Origin of the sequence: Streptomyces microflavus (assembly GCF_014650075.1) — a bacterium.
Taxonomy (GTDB): Bacteria; Actinomycetota; Actinomycetes; order Streptomycetales; family Streptomycetaceae; genus Streptomyces; species Streptomyces microflavus.
The window spans coordinates 530,087-550,284 of record NZ_BMUG01000003.1 but is presented as its reverse complement, the minus strand read 5'-3'; the positions used below and the strand labels follow the sequence as shown (position 1 = coordinate 550,284).

The following is a 20,198-nucleotide window of genomic DNA, read 5'->3' as shown; positions in this document are numbered from 1 at the left end:
GTCTGACTTCCCGCACAGGTACGGGTTCACAGTGGCGCGACCGTGCCGGATTTGCACCGGACTTCCGTCACACCGTCGTCATGGTCGACGTGACCATACCGCCTGTACGCAGGCGCCGCCATGGTGCAATCTGCAGATCTTCGGGGCCCGATTCGCCCGCCGGTCACGGGCGTTGAGGTCTCCACGGAACGACTTGAGGCAGGAACATGACAGTACGGGTGATGTTGGTCTCACCGGCGATGAACGCGGCGCTGCGGGAGGCCCGCTTCGACGGCGATGCCCCGCTGGACCGGTCCGGGGAGCGGAGCGCGAGGGCGGCGGCCCCCGCGGTGCCCGGGGCCGGCCTGGTCCTGAGCGGCCCTTCCGAGCGGTGCGTGGGAACCGCCGCCGCGCTCGGTCTCGCCCCGGGGCCCGAACCGGCGCTCAACGGCTGGGACCTCGGGCGGTGGAGCGGCCGCCGGCTCGACGAGGTGGGAGCCGCCGAACCCGCCGCGGTGGCCGCCTGGATCGGTGACCCCGCGGCGGCTCCGCACGGGGGCGAGTCGCTGCGGGACCTGGTGGAGCGGGTGGGCGGCTGGCTGGACGGGGCCGGCGGCGGGGGCGGGAGCGTCCTCGCGGTCGCCGAGCCCGCCGTCGTACGGGCGGCGGTCGTGCACGGTCTGTCGCTGCCGCTGGAGTCGTTCTGGCGGCTGGACGTCGCGCCCCTGGTCCTCACGGAGCTCAGCGGGCGGTCGGGCCGCTGGAACGTCCGGCTGGGACGGCCGCTCGCCGCCCCTCAGGACTCCTGAACCCACCCGGCTCCCGAACCCGCCGGCCCGTCCCGCCAGTTGGGCCGCAGCAGCACCGCCGTGGCGACGATGCCGTCCTCCACCCGCCACCGCCCGTCCAGCACCGGCGGCACGGCCGGATCGGTGCGCAGCAGCCGCGCGGTGAAGGTGCCGCTCGCAGCCGGGCCCCCCGCCCGGTCGTCATCATCCCGGCGGAAGGTCAGGTCCGCCTCGTCGAAGTCGAGCTCGGTGAGGGTGAGCGGGTACCAGGTCTTGAAGACGCTCTCCTTGGCGCTGAACAGCAGCCGGTCCCAGTGGATCCCGCCCTCCTCCCCGGCCCGCGACCCGGCGAACCGTTCGCGTTCGGAGGGGCGCACCACCAGCTCCCCCACGCCTTCGGGCAGCGGGGCGTGCGGTTCGGCGTCGACGCCCAGCGACAGCACGTCCGCCGCACGCGCCAGCGCCGCCGCCCGGTATCCGTCGCAGTGCGTGAGGCTGCCGACGATCCCGTCGGGCCACAGGGGCATTCCGCGCTTGCCGTGGAGTACGGCGACGGGTTCCAGGCCGAGTCGGCCCATGGCCCGCCGAGCGCAGGCCCGCGCCGTCGCGAAGTCGTTCCTGCGCTTCGCCACGCTCCTGGCGATCAGTTCCTCCTCCTCGGGGAAGAGGGTTCCGTCCGGCACGGTCTCCTCGCGCGTCGCGGCGCAGGAGACGTCACCGGGCAGCAGCCGCTCGATCACAGGGAACCTCCGGAGGTGGCGGTGCCGGAACGGGCGGGGGCCGCGGACTCCGGCTCGTACGGGAGGATCTGGCGCAGCAGGCCGCGCGGGTGGCCCCTCTCGCGCCACTCCCTCGGGTAGCCGATGGAGACCTCCTCGAAGCGCACGCCGTCGTACCAGGTCGTACGGGGGATGTGGAGGTGTCCGTAGACGACGGCCGTGACGTTGAAGCGGCGGTGCCAGTCGGCGGTCAGTTCGGTGCCGCACCACTGGGCGAACTCCGGGTACCACATGACCGATGTGGGTTCCCGGACCAGCGGCCAGTGTCCGGCGAGGACGAGCGGGATCTCCGGGTCGTGCGCGGCGAGTCTGCGCTCCGTCTCCGCGACCCGGGCCCGGCACCAGTCGTCGCGGGTGGGGTACGGGTCGGGGTGGAGGAGGTACTCGTCGTTGCAGACGATGCCGGACTCGTGGGCGACGGCCAGCGACTCCTCCTTCGTGTGCGTCCCCGGGGCGCGGAAGGTGTAGTCGTACAGGAGGAACAGCGGCGCGATCGCCACCGGCCCCTCGGGACCGGGCCACAGTGGGAACGGGTCCTCGGGCGTGAGCACGCCCAGTTCGCGGCAGAGTTGGACGAGGTGTTCGTACCGGGCCTGCCCGCGCAGTCGGACCGGGTCCTTGTCCAGGGTCCACAGTTCGTGGTTGCCGGGCGTCCAGATCACCTTGGCGAAACGTTCCGCGAGGAGGGCGAGCGCCCAGCGTATGTCGTCGGGGCGCTCCGCCACGTCGCCCGCGACGATGAGCCAGTCCGCTTCGGAGGTGGGGTGGAGGGACTCCACGATGGGCCGGTTGTCGGTGACCGCCGCGTGGAGGTCGCTCACGGCCAGCAGCCGTCCGGCCCCCGGCGGGACGGAGGTGGCGCCGGGCGACGGCGCGGCTGAGGGGGCACTGGGCGGTGCAGGGTCGCTCGGAGCGGTCATGTGCGCGGGTTCCCCGTTCTTTTCGGCCGTCGTGCGGCACCGTCCTCAGGGTGCGGAGCCGCCGAGAACAAAGCCTCTCATGAGCCTCCGACACCCGCCCCGGGGTTCGTGCGGGAGTCGGCTCGCCGCTGGTGACGCCGGGTCAGCGGCCTTCCTCCGCACGGCGGGTGTTCAGTTCCTCCACGGCCCCGAGGGCGTCGCCGACGGTCGTGTAGTCGACGGCGACGAAGTTGACCGGGCTGCCGCGTTCGGCCTCGCAGGCCCGCGCCCGCTCCAGCAGCCAGTCGCGGGCGTTGATCCGGCCCGCGTCCAGCCGGCTGCCACCGCCGTCGGTGACGAAGTGGTTGAGCAGGAAGAGGCGCTTGCCGGTGCCGCCCCGGTTCGGTCGGCAGCTCATTTCGTCGGGGCTGCGGAACGCGAACGGGGTCTCCATCCCGTACCGGTAGAAGTTGCGGTACCAGGGCGCCGGGCCGTCCGCCTTCTCGGCGAACACCACCAGCCGCCGGCCGCTGTCGATCATCTCCTCCAGCGTGGGCCACGGTTCGTCGGGGTCCTCGGACGGGGAGTGGAGCAGTTCGTCGAGCCCGGCCAGGCGGAACGCCTCCTCGGTCTCCTCGGCGCCGATGTCGTCCTGGACGATCAGCGTCACGATCTCGGTGGGGTTCGCGCGGAGCCAGGCTCCGATGTCCTCCAGCGCCGGGCCGAGTTCGATCGCCCCGGCCCGGCAGACGCTGTGGCAGAGCCAGAGGCCCTCGCGGGGCGGATTGGCCTTGTCGATCGCGGCGGAGACCAGCCGGCGCTGCTCGGGCGTGAACTCGGGGTTGTCGAGCCGGGCGGCGATGTCCTGCGGGCTCTCCCAGTGGTACGTGTCCAGTTGGAGCGCCCGGACGCCGGTGTCGAGCTGGGTCGTGATGTCGGGGTCCTGGAGGGGGCCGATGAACCGGTCGGCGGTGGTGGACATGGCGTTGTGGGCGGTGAGGTGGGCGATCTCGTCGTACCGCAGCTCGCAGAGTTCGCTGCTGCCCTGGCAGCGGCGGGGCGCGGACGGGCCGAGTACGGGCGGGACGAGCAGGGCGCCCGCCAGCGCGGCGCAGGTCACGCCCGCGGCCACGCCCCGTACGGCGGTGGGCCTCGGCAGGGTGCGGGGGCGCACCAGGAAGGCCCAGCCGGTGGCGGTGAGGAGCGCCCCGCCGACGAGGGCGGTGAGGGCGGCGGTCAGTCCGGTGGCCACCGCCTGGTCCACCGCGTTGCGCTGGAGGTCCTCGACGAGGGCGGTGACGCTCGGCGGCCAGGACGGCCGGGTGGTGAGGAACCGGCCCCCGGTGACCAGCCGGGTGAGCAGGACGGCGGCCGCCGCGAGGATCCCGCCGCAGGCGACCGCCTGCCCCAGCACCATCAGCCGCCGGGCAGAGGCGCCGGGGCCGGTGGACCAGAGAACGGCGAGGGAGGCCAGGGCGAGGGCGGTGGCTAGGACCTGGAGGTACGTCAGCCACTGGACCCGCTCGCGGGCCTGCTCCAGGACGTCGAGGTCGTTGCCCGCGGCTGTCAGGGTCGCGGTGAGGTCCCACGTACCCCCTTGAAGTGTGGTGCGCAGGTCGGCCGCCGCGGTCCGTGACCCGTCGGCGAGTGCGGCGGCCGCGGTCGTCGCCAGCGCCGTCGATACGTCTCCCCTGCCCAGGGCCACCTCCACCTCGGGGCGCAGGGCCGCCCGTTCCCGCTCGGGCACCAGGGTCAGCAGGGCGTCGGTGGCACGGGCCGCCTGGTCGGTGGTGAGCGGCAGGGCGGGAAGGGTGGGGGCGCGGCCTTCCCCGAGGGCTTCGAGCGCGGTCGTGAGGTCGTCGGTGAAGCGGGCGAAGTCGGGCTCGTCGCGGTCCTGGAGGTTGGCCACCAGGTCGCCGAAGTAGATGCGGGCGAGGTCGGCCAGGTTCCGCAGCACCGGGTCGATGTCCACGTTCAGCCGCAGTTCGTCGGTGTCGCCGCGCAGATAGTCGGTGAGCGCGTGGATCTGCTGGTCGGTGAGCGAGCGGACCGTGGCCGGCGGCAGGACGACCTTGATGTTGGAGGTGACCAGCGCCTCGGGCACGGGCAGGTGGGCGAGGAGGTCGCGGGTGACGGGGGCGATCGCGGGGTCGACGAGCACCTCGCTGTAGAGCCGGTCGTAGGCCGACTCCTCGTCCAGGACGGACCGGTAGTAGCCCGGCGACAGGACGGTGGCGCGGACGGTCGAGGTCAGCGCGACCGTCATCACGGAGAGCGCGGCCAGGACGAACGCCACCACCCGCACCGCCCGGCGGCTCCGGCCCGGGGTGAGTGGACCGGGCTCGGGCGGGAACGGGGTCTCCATCGGTGCGGCGCTCACTCACTCAGCCTATGCGGATTATCGGCTTTTATGCATGAATGATGAGATTCGTGCAGTGAGGAGCTCCGCCGTGCACTCCGTCCACCTGGCCGTGCTGATGACGAGTCACAACCGGCGCGCGAGGACCCTGTCGGCGCTGAGCGCCCTGGAGAGCCAGCGCGGGCTTCCGTCCCACGCCACGCTCGGCGTGCACCTGGTGGACGCGGGCTCCACCGACGGTACTCCGGAGGCCGTGCGCCTGCTCCACCCGTCCGTGGAGGTCATGTCGGTGGGCGCGGACGTCCCCCGTAACCGGGCGATGCGCATCGCGAGCCGCAACAGCCGCAGCGGCGGAGGCGGGGGCGGCTCGCACAGCGGCAGACCGGGCGGCCCGAGCCACCGGTGGACGCACCAGCTGTGGCTCGACGACGAGGTGGAGCTGTTCCCGGACGCCCTCGCCGCCCTCCTGGGCACGGCGGACACGGTCGGACCCGGGGCGGTCGTCGTCGGCGCGGTCCTCGGCGCGGCCGGGTCCACGGTGTACTCGGGGCGGCGCGGCCGGTCCCTCACGCTGGTGGAGCCCGGCGGGGAGCGCCCGGAGCCGTGCGACACGTACGACGGGCGGGTGGTGCTGCTCTCGCGGGCCGTGCACGAGCTGGTCGGGGACACCGACAAGGTCTTCGGCCACCGGATGGGCGACTACGACCACGGCTTCCGCGCCCGGCGGGCCGGAGCCCCCGCCTTCGTCGCCCCGTCGCCCGTCGGCGTGTGCGCGCAGGGGCCGGACTCCCCCGGCTCCAGGGAGCCGGGGATCGGCGTGCGGGAGGCGCTGCGCCGGGTGACCTCCGTACGGGAGCTGCCGCCGCGCCAGTGGTGGGTGTACTGCCGGCGCCACACCTGGCCGTGGGCGCCGTTCCTGATGGTGTCCCCGTACGCGCGGACGGCGGCCCGGGCCACGATCGGCCGGTGGCGGACGTGAAGGCCTCCGTCGGCTCCCCGCCCGCCCCCGCGTCAGCGCCTGTCCGCGGTGATGCCGACGGCGGGGCGGCCGGTGGGCGGCGGGGGCACGGTGGGGCGTCCGGCCGTGGTCCTGGCCGGTTCGGCGCTCGCGGATGCGGTGCTTCCCGGCCTGACGCTTCCCGGTGCCGCGCCTGCCGGTGGGGCGGTTTTCGGCGGGGCGACGTACACCGGGATCCTGAGAAGGGCGAGGACGGCCAGGGCGCTGCCCGCCGGTGGTACGAGGACGAGCGCGGGGTGCAGCACCCCCGCGTACACCAGCGTGCCGGTCGCCACCGCCACGCCCGCCCACAGTCCGAGGACGACCGCCGTTCCGGGCACGGTGACGCGGATGCGGCGCAGGCGGTGCGTGATGTGGTCGCCGCCGTCCTGGAGCAGCGGGCGCGAGGCGCGGCGCCGGGACGCCAGGACGAGGGCGGCGTCGGCGAGGGCCACGGTCGCCAGCACGGGCAGCGCCGCCCACGCGGTGCGCTCCGGCGGCGCCGCCACGTGGATCAGCACGCCGGAGGCCGCCAGGAGGAATCCCGTGAACAGCGAGCCGCACGCCCCGGGGCGGATGCGGGCGGGGTGCCAGTTGTGGAGCAGGAAGCCGATGAGCCCCGCGAGCAGCACGGCGGGCAGCAGCGCGAGCCCGGACCGGCCGTCGACGGCGGCGCAGGCGAGCAGCCCGGCGGCGGTGACGGCGGCGACGGTCGCCAGCACCCCGTCGGAGGTGTCGAGCAGGGCGAAGGCGCTGGTGACGAGGACGATCAAGATCACGGCCAGGACGCCCGCCACCGGTGAGAAGCCGGCGAGACACACGGCGAGCGTGGCGGCGGCCGTCTGGACCGCCACCCGCAGGGGGATCCCGAGCGGCCGCACATCGTGGACGAGTCCGAGGGCGGCGACGGTCCCGGCCCCGGCCAGCAGCCCGGTGACGGCGCGTCCGTGGTCGCCCGCCGCACCGAGTCCCCAGCCGGCGGCGGCAGCCGCACCGACGCCGAGGACGAGGGTCGCGCCGCCAAGTCTGCGTACCACCCCGGCACGCGACGGGCGCCCGCCCGGGTCGCGGCCGGCTGCGGAACCGAGCGCCGTACGGCGGACGCCCTTGGCGAGTACGACCGTGATGAACAGCGCGGCCACACCGGAGGCGATGATCCCAAGCACGTTCACCTGCCCTGCCTTTCCTCGTTCGTGAACAGCGGCACGCGGGGCGCCGGGCGACCGGTGGAACGGCGGAGGCCCGGCGCTCGTCCGGTCGCGGTGTCGGGGTGACGTGGGACGCCAGTCGAGTGGCGGTTCTCCCCAACCTACGGGGCCGATGTCCCTATTCGCCCTGAATAACACGAAAAAGGAAGTGATTCCCTGATCTCTTGGCCGGAGATGCGTGCAGCGCCCCCGGCCGGACCCCTCAAGCCGGAAGAGCCTCCCGGGTGTCCTGGCCGTCCACGAACGTCGTCACGATCTCGATGTCACCGATCCGCGCGGGGTCCACCCGGTGCGGATCGTCGCCGAGGACGGCCAAGTCGGCGCGCTTGCCCGGGGAGAGCGTGCCCGCCGAGTCGTCCCAGCGGCAGGCGTGGGCGCCGGCGACCGTGTAGGCACGCAGGGCCTCATCGACGCCGATCGTCTCCTCCCCGCCGATGATCCGGCCCGACACGGAGGCCCGTTCGACCATGAACTGGACCGCCCGCAGCGGGGAACCGTCCGTGACGGGCCGGTCGGAGGAGCCGACGAGGGTGACGCCGTGGTCCAGGAACCCCCTGCCCCGGTACATCCAGCCGGCCCGCCGCTCCCCCATCACCGTCGCGTAGTCGTCGCCGAAGTAGCGCAGGAAGTTGGGCTGGACCACCGCGCTCACGCCGAGCGCGGCGAAGCGGGGCAGCTGGTCGGGGCGGATCAGCCCGGCGTGCTCGATGCGGTGGCGCGCGTCCGGCCGGGGCTTCAGCTTCTGGGCGCGTTCCAGGGCGTCCAGCGCGAGGTCGGCGGCGTGGCCCCCGATGGCGTGGACGGCGAGCTGCCATCCGGCGAGGTGGCCGTCGACGATGAGGCGCGTGAGCCGCTCGGGGTCGTCCTGGAACCGGCCGGTGTCGTCCGTCCCTTCGTACGGGGAGGTGAGCGCGGCCGTGCGCGCCATCATGCCGCCGTCGGTGTAGATCTTCAGGGCTCCCAGGGAGAGCCAGTCGTCGCCGAATCCGGTGCGCAGCCCGAGGTCCAGGGCCTCGGTGAAGCCGTCGTCGGGGTGGGTGGCACGGGTACGGAGGGTGTCTCCGGAGGCCATGAGCTGGACGCGCAGGGGCAGCTGGCCCCGGTCGCGGAGCAGTTGGTAGGCGCCGAGTTCGACGGGGCTGTGGCCCAGCAGCCCGCCGCCGATGCCGGCCTCGGCGCAGGCCGTGATCCCCTCCGCGAGGCAGGCGCGGGCGGCGTGCTCGATGGCGTCGGCGAGCTCCTCCTGGGAGTACGGCAGCCGCAGCCGGCGGGCGGCGGTCATGGCACTTTCGGCCAGGAAGCCGCTCTCGTGCTCCACATCGGCCGGCAGCAGCTCCAGGACGGCGGTGTTGACGACGCAGGCGTGTCCGGAGTCGTGCATCAGGAGGATCTTGCGGCCGTGGCTGACCCGGTCCAGCTCCGCAGCGGTCAGATGGCGGCCCAGCGCCCGCTGGTCGTACCCGGCGACATCCAGCCAGGCGCCGGGAGGTGCGGGGCGGCGGGCGGCCTCGTCCACGACGGCGAGGATGTCCTCGATCCGCTCGCAGGGGGCGATGCTCGGCGTACGGGCCTTCAACCCGGCCCAGGCCAGGTGGACATGGCTGTCGATGAAGCCGGGCAGCACGGTGGCGCCCTGGAGGTCGATCACCTCGCGGGCCGGGAGGGAGGTCACCGCCTCGTCCAGGCCGACGATCCGGCCCCGCCAGATGCCCAGGTCACGGGCGACGGGGTGGTGCGGGTCCATCGTGAGGATGCGGGCGTTCGTCAGCCTCGTACAGAGCATGGGAGGTCCCTCCCCGTCGCGGTCGGGCCCACGGCGCGCGGCCGGAGAGCGGGCCGGGCCAAGCTAACCCGCAGGTCCCTTCCTGTCGATGCCAGGGTGCGATTCAAGCCGACCTGAGCCGTCAACCGTGCTGTGAATCATGGGACGTTGTGCTCTTAGGTAAGGCTTGCTTTACTGAGGCGCCGGTCCATCGCTCTTCCAAGGAGGCACCTCCATGCGGGTCGTCATGTTCGGTTACCAGACCTGGGGGCATCGCACCCTGCAAGCGCTGCTGGACTCCGAGCACGACGTGGTGACCGTCGTGACGCACCCGAAGAGCGAGCACGCCTACGAGAAGATCTGGAGCGACTCGGTGGCCGACCTGGCGGAGAAGCACGGGATCCCCGTGATCATCCGCAACCGGCCGGACGACGAACTGGTGGACCGCCTCAAGGAGGTGGCCCCGGACATCATCGTCGCCAACAACTGGCGGACGTGGATGCCGCCGGAGATCTACAACCTGCCGGTCCACGGCACGCTGAACATCCACGACTCCCTGCTGCCCGCCTACGCGGGCTTCTCGCCGCTGATCTGGGCGCTCATCAACGGTGAGCCGGAAGTCGGGGTCACCGCCCACCTGATGGACGAGGAGCTGGACGCGGGCGACATCGTCATCCAGCGGTCGGTGGCTGTCGGTCCGACGGACACCACCACCGACCTCTTCCACCGTACGGTCGACCTCATCGCCCCGGTCACCACCGAGGCGCTGGGCCTGATCGCCTCGGGGCAGACCGAGTTCACCCGGCAGGACCGGTCGAAGGCCAGCTTCTTCCACAAGCGGGCCGAGGAGGACATCCGTATCGACTGGACCTGGCCGGCGCAGGACCTGGAGCGTCTGATCCGCGCCCAGTCCGCTCCGTACCCGAGCGCCTTCACCTTCCACAAGGGGCAGCGGCTCGAAGTCGTCTCCGCTGTCGTGTCCGAGGGCCGCTACGGCGGCACCCCGGGCCGGATCTTCTACCGCGAGGGCGACGGCGTCGTGATCGTCGCCGGCGCCGATGCCCGAACCGGCCGCAACCACGGTCTGGCCATCACCCGCGTACGGACCGGGGACGGCCGCGAACTTCCCGCGACCGAGTACTTCACCTCGATGGGCGGCTATCTCACCGGCCGCCCCTGACGATCGGGACCCTCACCCATGCGTACCGCACGTGCCCGGCACTACCTCATGTGCCGGCCCACCTACTTCGACGTGGTCTACTCCATCAACCCGTGGATGGACCCGAAGAAGCCTGTCGACACTCCGCTGGCCATCGCCCAGTGGGAGCGACTGCGCGAGGTCTACCTGAGCCTCGGGCACACCGTCGACACCATCGAACCCGTCCGTGGTCTCCCCGACATGGTCTTCGCCGCCAACGGCGCCACGGTCGTCGACGGGCGCGCCCTGGTGGCGCGTTTCCGGGACGCCGAGCGCATCGCCGAGGGACCGGCGTACCACGACTGGCTGCGCGCCAACGGGTTCCCGGACCTGCGTACCGCGAGCGTCGTCAACGAAGGGGAGGGCGACTACCTGCTCGTGGGCGACGTCCTGCTCGCCGGGACCGGGTTCCGCAGCGATCCCCGTTCCCACGACGAGGCCCAGGAGTTCTTCGGCCGCCCGGTGATCGGGCTGACCCTCGTGGACCCCGACTACTACCACCTGGACACCGCCCTCACCGTGCTCGACGAGAAGACCGTCGCCTACTACCCGCCGGCCTTCTCCCCCGGCAGCCTCGCCGTGCTGCGACGGCTCTTCCCGGACGCCGTCCTCGCCTCGGCCGAGGACGCCGCGGTGTTCGGGCTCAACGCCACGTCGGACGGGCTCAACGTGGTCCTGCCGCAGAACGCGACGGCTCTCGCCGAGCAGCTGCGCGACCGCGGCTTCCGCCCGGTCGGCGTGGACCTCTCCGAACTCCTCAAGGCGGGCGGCAGCGTGAAGTGCTGCACGCTGGAGCTGCGGCCCGCGCGCTGATCTCCGCTCCTGGTGCCCCCGTCCGGGTCGACGCCCCGGACGGGGGCATCCGTCCTGCCCGGCGGTGACCGCGGACGGCGCGGTTCGGCGCCGGCCCGCGGTGACCGGCCCGGTGACGGCCGCTCAGGTAGCATCGGCGGCGCCAAGCATGCGCCGTGGGGGGAGCGGAGATGGTCGCGAAGTACGTCGTCTCGCCGCGCGGCGGTCGTGGCGTCCACCCCGACATCACGTCCGCGCTCCTGGCCGCGGCAGGGCGGAGACGGGCGGCGCTGATCGAGATCGCGCCCGGCCGGTACGAGGAAGCCCTCACCGTCCGGGGAGAGGTCCGGCTGGTCGCGTCCGGCGGGCCCGGCTCCGTGGTGGTGGGCCGGGCCCGCGGACCCGCCCTCGACGCCTACGGAACGGTCGGTGTCGACGGCCTCGTGCTGATCGGCCGCGACGCCGATGTCGTCGGCTGCCACGCGGGGACGCTGACGCTCGACCGGGCGGAGATCCGCGCGTACAGCGGCATCGGGGTGCACGCGCGGCCGAACACCTCCGTCACGCTGCGGGACAGCGTGGTCCTGCACGGCCGGACGCTCTTCTCCGGGGCGCGCGGGCTCGTCGAGCGGTGCCGGTTCACGGACGCCGTCGACAACGCGATCGCGGTGATCGAAGGCGCCGATGTCACGGTCCGGGACAGCCGTGTCGAGGGCAGCAGGATCCACGGCGTACGCGTCAGTGGTGCGCGGGCCGAGGTCACCGGGTGCGAGCTGACCGGTACCGGGCTCGCGGCCGTCATCGCGGACACGCAGGCGGAGCTCACCGTGTCGGGCTGCACCATCGACGCGGTGCACGCCGAGGGGATCGGCTTCATCGAGCAGTCCCGGGGTTCCGTGGACAGCACGCGCGTCACCGACGCCCAGCACGGGATCGCGGTGGCGAGCGGCGCCGACCCGGTGGTGCGGGGATGCACCTTCGCCCGGTGCCGTGACACCGGCATCAACGTCCGGGCCTCGGGGCGGGGCAGGTTCGAGGAGTGCGAGGTGTCCGACGCGGGCAACGCGGCGGTGTTCTCCACCGAGGGCGGCTCCCCCGAGGTCCACGGCTGCCGCATCTCGGGGGGCAACGTCGGAATCGCCGTGACCGAAGCCGCCCGGGGCCGCTTCACCCGGGTCGTGATCGAGGACCTGACGAGCGTCGCCCTGCGGGTCCGCGACGGAAGCAACGCCGTGTTCGAGCACATCCGGGTCGAGCGCTGCCCGTCACAGGTGGAGACCCTGGGGAACGGCGGCACCACGGCCGACATCACCGACGCGGTGTTCCGGGACTTCGACATGTCCGCCGCCGAGGTCCTGGGCCAGTCACGGGTCAGACTGCGAAACGTGTCGGCGGAGCGCGGAACGCTGGGCTTCGGCGTCGGCGAGCAGGCCCAGCTGCACCTGCACGACTGCACGGTCAAGGCAGTGAGCAGGTGCGGGGTCATCGCCTTCGGCAAGGGGAGGCTCGTCGCGAGGAACCTCACCGTGACCGGCTCGGGCACGCTCGGCCTCGGCGGCAGCGACTCCGCCCATCTGGACGTCGCGGACAGCGAGTTCACCGACTGCGCGGTCGTCGGAGTGAGCTTCGGGGACAGGTCCGCCGGCCGGCTGGCGGACTGCTCCGTGGAGGGGACGCGAGGCGATGGCGTACGGCACAACGGCCTTGTCGAGCTCGTCTCCCTCCGCACATCGCTGCCGGTGGTCGAACAGGACACGGAGCCCGTCGTACCGCCCCAGACCATCGTCAACAACTTCAACGCGCCGGTCTTCAACGCCGAGGTCCACGGCGTCCAGCTGGCGTGGAACAACAACGAGGCCGTCCAGCAGCAGACCGGAGAGGGCGAAACCCCAGATGAACGACCGTGAGAACGTGCACAATTACGATGGCCCGGTGTTCAACGCCGCCGTCTCCAACGCCCAGTTCGCCTGGAACAACGAATCGGTCACGCAGAACCAGCAGAACAACAGCACGGTGGCCCCGGGCTTCGAGGCGCTCGCAGCACTGGTCGAAGACCTGCTCCAGCAGTTGCCCGGGGCCGGCCTCGCCGACCGGGACCGTGAGGACGCCGCGGCCGCGGCGGACGAGGTCCTCGCGACGATCAGCGGCCCGGCCACCCCCGAGGAGAGCCGGGTCCGCCGCGCGCTGGCCGTGCTCAAGGGGGTGCTGGCCCCCGTCGCGACCGGAGTGGCGGCCGGTACGGCGGTGGGGGCGCAGGAATGGGCGCAGTCGGCGATCGAGGGGCTGACCCGAATCGTCTGACCGGTCTGCACCCACCTGGAGCTACGGGTGCCGTACGCCGTGCCCGGCGCTGTTCAGGGGCGCCAGCTGCCGGCTCAGCCGGAGAACGTTCTCGATGGCCCGGGGGTCGGCGGCGCCGCGGAAGAGGGGTACGGGCCGGGCCTCGGGGCCGACGAGGAGGCCGGTCCGTCCGTCGAGCGAGTCGGCGGTGGCGGCGAAGACGGACGACCGGGCGGCCACCGACGCGGGCCCGGCGGTGGAGCGTTCGAAGGTACGGCGGACCAGCGGCCACAGCAGGCGCAGCGGCGGGGAGACGATCTTCGGTGATGTCATGGTGCCGTCGGTCATGTCGGTGGCGGCGCCCCCGGGGTCGGCCGCGAAGACCGTCACCCCGGTGCCACGGAGGCGTTCGGCCAGGTGCACGGTGTAGGCGAGGTTGGCGAGCTTGGCCCGCCCGTACCAGTGGAACCCGTAGTAGCCACCCGGGGGTTCCACCGCGTCGAAGGTGCGCCTGGCGGTCTTGATCGCGGCGGAGGAGACGTTGACGATCCGGCTCGGCGCGTCCGCCCGGAGCCGGTCGAGCAGCAGCTCGGTCAGCAGGTACGGCGAGAGGTGATTCACGGCGAACGACGCCTCGATGCCGTCGACGGTCCGCTGCCGCTGGGCGAACATCGCGCCGACGTTGTTGACCAGCACCCCCAATGGCCCGTCGGCCGCCAACTGCGCTGCCAGCGCACGTACGTTGTCGAGGGATGCCAGGTCGGCGGCGACGAATCGCGGGGCGCCTCCGTTCGCGACCGCCGCGATCTCCTCGACGGCGCTCGCGCCCCGCTCGGCGTTGCGGCCGACCACCGTGACGGCGTAGCCGTGCCGCGCGAGCCCCTTCGCCGTCTCCAGCCCGATGCCTCCGGTCCCTGCCGTCACTATCGCCCGTCGACTCATGCCCACCCCTTCACCGCGCCACAAACGGATTCCTATCCGTTTCGTTGTGGGCACGCTAACACAATCGGATAGCTATCCGTTTGGCGTGGGTGGGTGTGGCCGGCATCCCGAAGGGGCTTTCCGCAGCCTCCGCGTACGGACACGGGAACGGGTTGAGGTGTGCCGCCGTCAGCGCGGCGGGCGCAGCCCTTGCAGCAGGACGTCGAGGTAGAGGTCCTTGACCTCGCCGCTCCCGGAGCGCACCGCATGTGCCACGCCGCACAGCAGACGGCGCACATCGTCGGCCTCGACGGAGCTGCGGACGGCACCGGTCAGCCGGACGCCGTCCAGCAGGCCCGTGACCGCCCGGTCGAGCTCGGCCTTCATGTCCGACGTCTGCGCACCGGTGTCCCCGGCGGACTCCAGCACGGCCGCGAAGTCGGGGTCGTCCAGCATGCGGTCGAGGGCGAAGCCGAGCAGCCGGCGCAGGCCGGTGAGCGGGTCGTCGGCGGAGGCGGCGGCCTGCGCCTCATCGACCAGTTCCCGCAGGCGTTCCGCCGAGAGCGCCTCCACCAGGGCATGGCGGTTGGGGAAGTGCCGGTAGACCGTCCCGACGCCCACCCCGGCGAGCCGGGCGACGGCGTTCAGCTGCAGCGAGTTGTCACCGGCGGCCAGCCGGGCGCGGGCGACCTGGAGAATCCGGGCGCGGTTACGGGCCGCATCGGCCCTCAGTTCCTTCTCCTGCCCCGCTCCCGGTGTCACCAGCACAGCATAAGCAGCCGCCCGCGGCCCGATCACCGGTGTGCCCGTCACCCGGGGGTCGGGGCGGGCAGGATCCGGCCGAGCCAGTCGGTGCGGGTCCGGCGGGCCGTGGCCGAGATGCCCGCCTGCGGATAGAGGGCGTCGAACCCGTGGAAGCCACCCGCCCAGACGTGCAGTTCGGCCTGGCCCCCGGCCGCCCAGATACGGGAGGCGTAGTCGGTGTCCTCGTCCCGGAAGACCTCGGCGGAGCCGGTGTCGATGTAGGCGGCCGGCAGGCCCGACAGGTCCTCGGCCACTGCCGGTGAGACATACCCGGACACCTCGGCGCCGGCGAGGTCGCCCAGGACGGCGCGCCAGCCGAACTCGTTCATCTCGCGGGTCCAGACGCCGGGCACGCCGGAGTACTGACGGCTGGAGACGCTGGTGTTGCGATGGTCGAGCATGGGGCAGATCAGCATCTGCGCGGCGATCGCGGGAGCGCCGAGGTCGCGGGCCATCAGGGTGACACCGGCGGCGAGACCGCCGCCCGCACTGGCTCCGGCGACGACGATCCGGGCGGGGGCGATGCCCAGCTCCTCGGAGTGTGCGGCGATCCAGAGCAGTCCCCGGTAGCAGTCGTCGACGAGGGTCGTGCCGGTGGCCTCCGGTGCCAGCCGGTACTCCACGGAGACCACGACCGCGCCGAACTCGTCGAGCCACTCCAGGGGGATGTCGATCTGCGAGAAGCGGTCGCCCATGACCATGCCGCCTCCGTGCATCCAGTAGACGCAAGGGGCGGCGGCGGTGCGATCGAGGTTCGCGGGGCTGAAGACCGACAGGGCGATCGCGGCACCGTCCTCGGCGGGCACGGAGACCTCGCGCCGGTCGACCTGCCGGTGCGCGAGCAGGGATTCGACGGGGGTCGAGGGGAGCTTGCGCAGATGCCCGAGGAGTTCCGGGTCGAGCCGGGTCATCAGGGGCATGCCGCCGAGCAGTTCGCGCAGTTCCGGGTCCAGGGCGGGGCGCGCTGTGGTCATGGTCATCGCCTTTCATGGGCGGAGCCGGTCAGGTGCGGTACCGGACGGCCGAAGGGGAACAACTCCCCGACAAGCACGGCACCGCTGGAGTGTGCTGACTCCACAAAACCCTGCTGACCTGCTGAAACACTAGAACGATGCTCTCCTCTACTTGCACGATCCTCGCCCTCACGGGATCCGGAGCGCCGAAGAGTGCTGCAATGGACGTATGCGCCTCGAAGAACTCCGCACGCTGCTGGCCCGGCATGCCCGCCCCGACTGGACCACCGCCATCGACGGCGTCCTCATCTCGCGGGTCGACCGGCCGGACCCGCCGGAGCCCTCCACGTCCGGCACCGTCCTCGCGGTGATCGCCCAGGGCGCCAAGCGCCTCGCGCTGGGCGACCGGGTCTACGAGTACGGCGCCGGGCAGTACCTCGTCGCATCCGTCGACCTGCCCGTCACCGGCCAGTTCACCCGGGCCGACGCCGACCGTCCGGCCCTGGGCTTCGGCCTCACGCTGGAGCCGTCCGCCGTCGCCGAACTCCTGCTGCAGGCCGGCCCCGGCGACATCCCGCGCACCGGGGCGGGCGCCCCCTCGGGGATCGCCGTCAGCGACGCCCCGCCCGCGCTGCTCGACGCGGTGGTCCGGATGCTGCGGCTGCTCGACGAACCCCGCGACCGCGCCGTACTGGCCCCACTGGTCAAGCGCGAGATCCTGTGGCGGCTGATCACCGGCGAGCAGGGCGCGACGGTGCGGCAGCTCGGCCTCGCCGACAGCGGCCTGAGCCATGTCTCGCGGGCCGTGCGCTGGATCCGCGAGCATTACGCGGAGCCCTTCCGGGTCGAGGACGTGGCGCGCATGTCCGGCATGAGCGTCTCCGCCTTCTACCGCAACTTCCAGGCGGTGACCGCGATGAGCCCCATCCAGTTCCAGAAACAGATCCGGCTCCAGGAGGCCCGGCTGCTGCTCACCACCTCCCCGGGCGACGTCACCGGAGTCGGTCAGCGCGTCGGCTACGACAACCCGTCGCAGTTCAGCCGCGAATACCGCCGCCAGTTCGGCATGCCGCCGAGCCAGGACGCGGCCCGCCTGCGGGGCACCGTACGCATCCCTGCGGGTGCCCTGCCCTGAGCGAACGTGCACCAAAGAGAGAATCGTGCAAGAGCGAGCGAGAATAGTTCTACCAAGTGACCAGGTCAGAGCGATTCAATGGGATCACTGATTCTTCCACGGAGCAGAAAAGTGCCTGCCCCGTGCGGATCCCACCACCTCGCGAAGGAGCACGGCATGAAGACCGTTCTGATCACTGGTGCCTCGTCCGGATACGGGCGGGAGATCGCCCTACACTTCCACGCCCAGGGGTGGAACGTCATCGCCACGATGCGTACGCCGCGTGCGGGCGTCCTGCCCGAGTCGGACCGGATCCGCCTCATCCAGCTCGACGTCACCGATGCCGCGTCCATCACCGCCGCGTTCGAGGCGGCGGGGCCGATCGACGTCCTGGTCAACAATGCGGGCATCCCTTCGATCAGCGTGTTCGAGGGCATGCCCATGGCACGCGTGCGGGAGGTCTTCGAGACCAACACGTTCGGTGTGATGGCGACGACCCAGGCGGTGCTGCCCCGGTTCCGTGAGCGCGGCTCCGGCGTGGTGGTCAATGTGACCTCCAGCGTGGTGCTGGGCCACATGCCGCTCTCGGCCGTGTACAAGGCGAGCAAGATGGCCGTCGAGGGGTTCACCGCGTCCCTCGCACTGGAGCTGGCGCCCTTCGGCGTACAGGCCAAGACGGTCGAGCCGGGCGCCTGCCTGACGACCAACTTCGCCGCCAACGCGACGAACGGCGCCTCACTGGACGAGCTGGTCCCGGCCCCCTACGCGCCCTGGGCGAAGGAGGCCATGGGCTCGTTCACGGGCCAGGACCTGTTCACCGAGGAGAGCGATGTCGCCGAGACGGTATGGCGGGCCGTGCACGACACGACCGGCCAGCTGCGGTTCCCGGCCGGTCCCGACGCGGTCCGGCTCGCCCAGGCGAAGTGACCGGCTGACCGGCCGGCGGGCGGGTCCGGTGTCCCTGCCGGACACCGTCGGCCCCCGACCTGCAAGAATCCTGGCCCGGCGCACGAGCTGTCCGAGGGTTCCGCAGTGATCAGGGGGAAGCATGACGGTGCAGGCATACGCGAGGCGGTGCGAGGAGCTCTTCGCCGTGGGGGGCTACGCTCAGGTGCGGGTGGCGGCCGGTCAGGGGCTCGCGGAGACGGGTCCCGGTCCGGTGCTCCAACGGTGGCTGGGCCTCGCGCACGCGGCGGAGGATGACGACGACCACGACGCCGAAGCGGAGGCGGTGTACGAGGAGGGGCTGCGCAACTGGCCCGACGACCTCGGACTGCTGGTCTCGTACCTGGAGCTGTGCCTGCGTTCCGACAGCTGGGAGTACCCGGGGCGGCAGCGAAGGGCACAGGCCCTCAAGGAGCGGATCGCCGAACTCGCCCCGCCGGGCACGCCCCAGGCCGCACAGGTCGAGGCGGCCCTGGGGTGGGCGGGCCGGGGCTACTGGGAGGACGCCTGGGCCAAGGCCGACCGGGCGCGGGCGGAGCATGCTTCCCTGCGCGCCGACGTCAGCCGTGCGGAGGCGCACGGAGCACCGGCCGACGCCCACCCCGAGGACCTGCGAGCCGCCGAGGTCGCGGCCACGCTGGAGGTTCTGAGTTCCCGCCGCCACGCTCCCCTTCGTGTGGTGCACCGCTACCGGGTCGTCTCCTACGTGGCGGCATTCGTGCTGTCGTTCGCCACCAACGAGGTGCTCGTCGGGAGTGGAGCGGTCTCGTTCAGCCTGTGGGGCTGGCTCTGGTACCTGCCGCTGCTGCTGGCGGAGTTGAAGCTCCGAGAGGCCCGGCAGCTGGCCAGGGACCGGGTCCTCGCGGCGGTCGAGGCCCGGCACGCGTCCACGTCATGACGGACATCGCGACATCCGCTCCGTCCCGGCTCAGGGGGTGGCCACGGCGGGTCCGGCGTGCGGGGGCGCCGTTCTGACCGCGATCAGGGCGACGTCGTCCGAGCCTCCCCCGGCCATGCCTTCCAGGATCTCGTCGCAGAACGTCGGGAGCGGCTCACGGGCCAATGCCGCGGCATGCTGCCGCAGGCGGGCCAGGCCCCGGCCCAGGTCCTCCTCACGGCGCTCGACGAGGCCGTCCGTGTAGAGCAGTACGGTCGAGCTGGGCGGAAGGGTGTCGGTCGCGGCAGGGCGGTGGCCCTCGGGATCCACCCCGAGCATGACGCTGCGGCCGCCGGTGAGGAATCGGGTCTCACCGTCGTGCGTCACCAGCAGCGGGGCGGGATGGCCCGCGACCGCGTAGTGCAGCAACCATGGCTCGTCCCTGCCCAGCCGTTCGACCAGTGCGTAGATACAGGTCAGCGTCTGGTCGGGATAGAGGATGTGATGGGCCGCGTCCAGCCGGGCGAGGATCTTGCCGGGCGGTTCCTTGCGGTCGCAGGCGATCCCGCGCAGCATGTTGCGGGTCTGGCTCATCATGACCGCTGCCCGCAGATCATGTCCCGCGACATCGCCGATGATCAGTGTCATCGCGCCGTCCGGCATCACGAACGCGTCGTACCAGTCGCCACCGACCCGGGCGGACGCACTCGCCGGCCGGTACCGGGCCACCACGTCGAGCGGCCCGTCCGTGGGCAGGTCGGGCAGCAGGGAGCGCTGCAGACGCTCGGCCGTGTGGCGCGCCTCGGCGTGCAGGCGCGCGTTGTCGACGGCGAGCGCCACCCGGTGGGCGAGATCCTCGACCAGGGACAGGGTGTCCTCGGTCAGCGGGGCTTCGCTGCGGGTACGGGCCAGGGTCAGCACGCCGAGCACCTGGCGCCGGGCTCTCAGCGGGGCGACCACCGCCGTATCGGCCGCGAGCCGCTCGAAGAGTTCCTTCTCCCGGGCGTACAGGGGGTCGTCCGTGTCCTTCGGCGGGGGGAAATCCGTGAGCAGTACGGGGCCCACGCCCAGCAGCGCGCGGGCGACCGACGCCGCCGAGCCTTCGGCCGCCGGCAGGAGCCCTTCGTCCAGGCCCGGGGATGTCACGTCGGCGTCCCGGTGCTCGACGACGAGCCTGCGCAGCCGCCCTCGGTCGTCCAGCAGGTCGACCGCACACCAGTCGGCGAGGCCGGGGATGATCGTGCGGCAGAGCCGGCGGAGCCCTTGGTCCACGTCGAGTGTGCTGGAAAGGGCTTCCGCCGCGTTGATGAGCAGCGTGAGCCGGTCCAGGGCGTGCTGGACCTCCTCGTCGACCTCGAAACCGTCCGCAGCCTGCTCCGTGCCCTCCGTGACCTGCTCCGTGCCGTCCGCCGCCTGCTCCATGCCTGCGGCGCCGCGCCGAGGCAGGGAGTCCGCGTCGTCCTGTTCCGGGCGCATACCGCTCCTTGCCTCTGTCGTACGTGACCGCCTGGGACCTTGAGCCTGTCGGCACTCCCAGTCTCCG

Annotated in this window: 18 protein-coding genes; 9 read left to right on the top strand and 9 right to left on the bottom strand. The window is 72.4% G+C overall.

Features of this window, described 5'->3' with window-relative positions:
- Positions 1–206: 206 nt before the first annotated feature.
- Positions 207–788 (top strand): histidine phosphatase family protein, encoded by a 582-nt coding sequence (locus IE264_RS11420; RefSeq protein WP_015612944.1) that lies wholly within the window; start codon positions 207–209, stop codon positions 786–788.
- Here IE264_RS11420 and IE264_RS11415 read toward each other — a convergent pair.
- The 3 genes from IE264_RS11415 to IE264_RS11405 form a co-directional block, all read right to left on the bottom strand.
- Positions 776–1,507, bottom strand: a complete 732-nt coding sequence (locus IE264_RS11415) for a 4'-phosphopantetheinyl transferase family protein (RefSeq protein ID WP_032759241.1) — start codon at positions 1,505–1,507, stop codon at positions 776–778. The genes IE264_RS11420 and IE264_RS11415 overlap by 13 nt on opposite strands.
- On the bottom strand, positions 1,504–2,466 hold the full coding sequence (locus IE264_RS11410; protein WP_032759242.1) for a metallophosphoesterase family protein: 963 nt from the start codon (positions 2,464–2,466) through the stop codon (positions 1,504–1,506). Before IE264_RS11410 ends, IE264_RS11415 begins: the two co-directional genes overlap by 4 nt.
- Before the next feature lie 142 nt (positions 2,467–2,608).
- Positions 2,609–4,810: a PI-PLC domain-containing protein gene (locus IE264_RS11405; RefSeq protein WP_190167636.1), complete on the bottom strand. Its 2,202-nt coding sequence runs from the start codon at positions 4,808–4,810 to the stop codon at positions 2,609–2,611.
- A gap of 85 nt (positions 4,811–4,895) precedes the next feature.
- Between IE264_RS11405 and IE264_RS11400 the strand changes: the two genes are divergently transcribed.
- The gene (locus tag IE264_RS11400) at positions 4,896–5,783 is read left to right on the top strand and encodes a glycosyltransferase family protein (protein ID WP_032759244.1); all 888 of its coding nucleotides are present in this window, start codon (positions 4,896–4,898) and stop codon (positions 5,781–5,783) included.
- A 32-nt stretch (positions 5,784–5,815) separates the two neighbouring features.
- On the opposite strand, the gene IE264_RS11395 is transcribed toward IE264_RS11400, so the two are convergent.
- Together IE264_RS11395 and IE264_RS11390 are read right to left on the bottom strand one after the other, a co-directional pair.
- Positions 5,816–6,973, bottom strand: a complete 1,158-nt coding sequence (locus IE264_RS11395) for an MraY family glycosyltransferase (RefSeq protein WP_032759246.1) — start codon at positions 6,971–6,973, stop codon at positions 5,816–5,818.
- 238 nt (positions 6,974–7,211) lie between these two features.
- Complete coding sequence (locus tag IE264_RS11390) at positions 7,212–8,792, bottom strand: amidohydrolase (protein ID WP_032759247.1); 1,581 nt, start codon at positions 8,790–8,792, stop codon at positions 7,212–7,214.
- A 214-nt stretch (positions 8,793–9,006) separates the two neighbouring features.
- On the opposite strand from IE264_RS11390, the gene IE264_RS11385 reads away from it, so the two are divergent.
- From IE264_RS11385 to IE264_RS11370, 4 genes are all read left to right on the top strand, one after another.
- A complete protein-coding gene (locus tag IE264_RS11385) occupies positions 9,007–9,951 on the top strand; it encodes a methionyl-tRNA formyltransferase (protein WP_015612937.1) in 945 nt (314 codons plus the stop codon).
- Positions 9,952–9,969: 18 nt separating this feature from the next.
- Positions 9,970–10,782: a dimethylargininase gene (ddaH, locus tag IE264_RS11380; RefSeq protein ID WP_015612936.1), complete on the top strand. Its 813-nt coding sequence runs from the start codon at positions 9,970–9,972 to the stop codon at positions 10,780–10,782.
- Between the two features lie 170 nt (positions 10,783–10,952).
- Entirely contained in the window at positions 10,953–12,668 is a 1,716-nt protein-coding gene (locus IE264_RS11375) for a right-handed parallel beta-helix repeat-containing protein (protein WP_032759248.1), read from the top strand.
- Positions 12,669–12,672: 4 nt separating this feature from the next.
- Complete coding sequence (locus tag IE264_RS11370) at positions 12,673–13,062, top strand: hypothetical protein (protein ID WP_229887492.1); 390 nt, start codon at positions 12,673–12,675, stop codon at positions 13,060–13,062.
- A 21-nt stretch (positions 13,063–13,083) separates the two neighbouring features.
- On the opposite strand, the gene IE264_RS11365 is transcribed toward IE264_RS11370, so the two are convergent.
- The 3 genes from IE264_RS11365 to IE264_RS11355 all read right to left on the bottom strand — a co-directional run bounded on the left by IE264_RS11365 (position 13,084) and on the right by IE264_RS11355 (position 15,740).
- Positions 13,084–13,983: an SDR family NAD(P)-dependent oxidoreductase gene (locus IE264_RS11365; protein WP_032759249.1), complete on the bottom strand. Its 900-nt coding sequence runs from the start codon at positions 13,981–13,983 to the stop codon at positions 13,084–13,086.
- A 168-nt stretch (positions 13,984–14,151) separates the two neighbouring features.
- Complete coding sequence (locus IE264_RS11360; RefSeq protein WP_032759295.1) at positions 14,152–14,724, bottom strand: TetR/AcrR family transcriptional regulator; 573 nt, start codon at positions 14,722–14,724, stop codon at positions 14,152–14,154.
- Between the two features lie 47 nt (positions 14,725–14,771).
- Positions 14,772–15,740, bottom strand: coding sequence for an alpha/beta hydrolase fold domain-containing protein (locus IE264_RS11355; protein WP_032759296.1), 969 nt, complete (start codon positions 15,738–15,740; stop codon positions 14,772–14,774).
- Positions 15,741–15,948: 208 nt separating this feature from the next.
- Between IE264_RS11355 and IE264_RS11350 the strand changes: the two genes are divergently transcribed.
- The 3 genes from IE264_RS11350 to IE264_RS11340 all read left to right on the top strand — a co-directional run bounded on the left by IE264_RS11350 (position 15,949) and on the right by IE264_RS11340 (position 18,676).
- Positions 15,949–16,854 carry an AraC family transcriptional regulator gene (locus IE264_RS11350; RefSeq protein ID WP_032759250.1) on the top strand — a complete coding sequence of 302 codons (906 nt, stop codon included), beginning with the start codon at positions 15,949–15,951 and terminating at the stop codon, positions 16,852–16,854.
- Positions 16,855–17,010: 156 nt separating this feature from the next.
- Complete coding sequence (locus IE264_RS11345) at positions 17,011–17,760, top strand: SDR family oxidoreductase (protein ID WP_032759251.1); 750 nt, start codon at positions 17,011–17,013, stop codon at positions 17,758–17,760.
- A gap of 121 nt (positions 17,761–17,881) precedes the next feature.
- A complete protein-coding gene (locus tag IE264_RS11340; protein ID WP_032759252.1) occupies positions 17,882–18,676 on the top strand; it encodes a hypothetical protein in 795 nt (264 codons plus the stop codon).
- Between the two features lie 30 nt (positions 18,677–18,706).
- Here the strand turns inward: IE264_RS11340 and IE264_RS11335 are convergent, their stop codons facing one another.
- Positions 18,707–20,131, bottom strand: coding sequence for a PP2C family protein-serine/threonine phosphatase (locus tag IE264_RS11335; protein WP_015612927.1), 1,425 nt, complete (start codon positions 20,129–20,131; stop codon positions 18,707–18,709).
- Between the last annotated feature and the right edge of the window lie 67 nt (positions 20,132–20,198).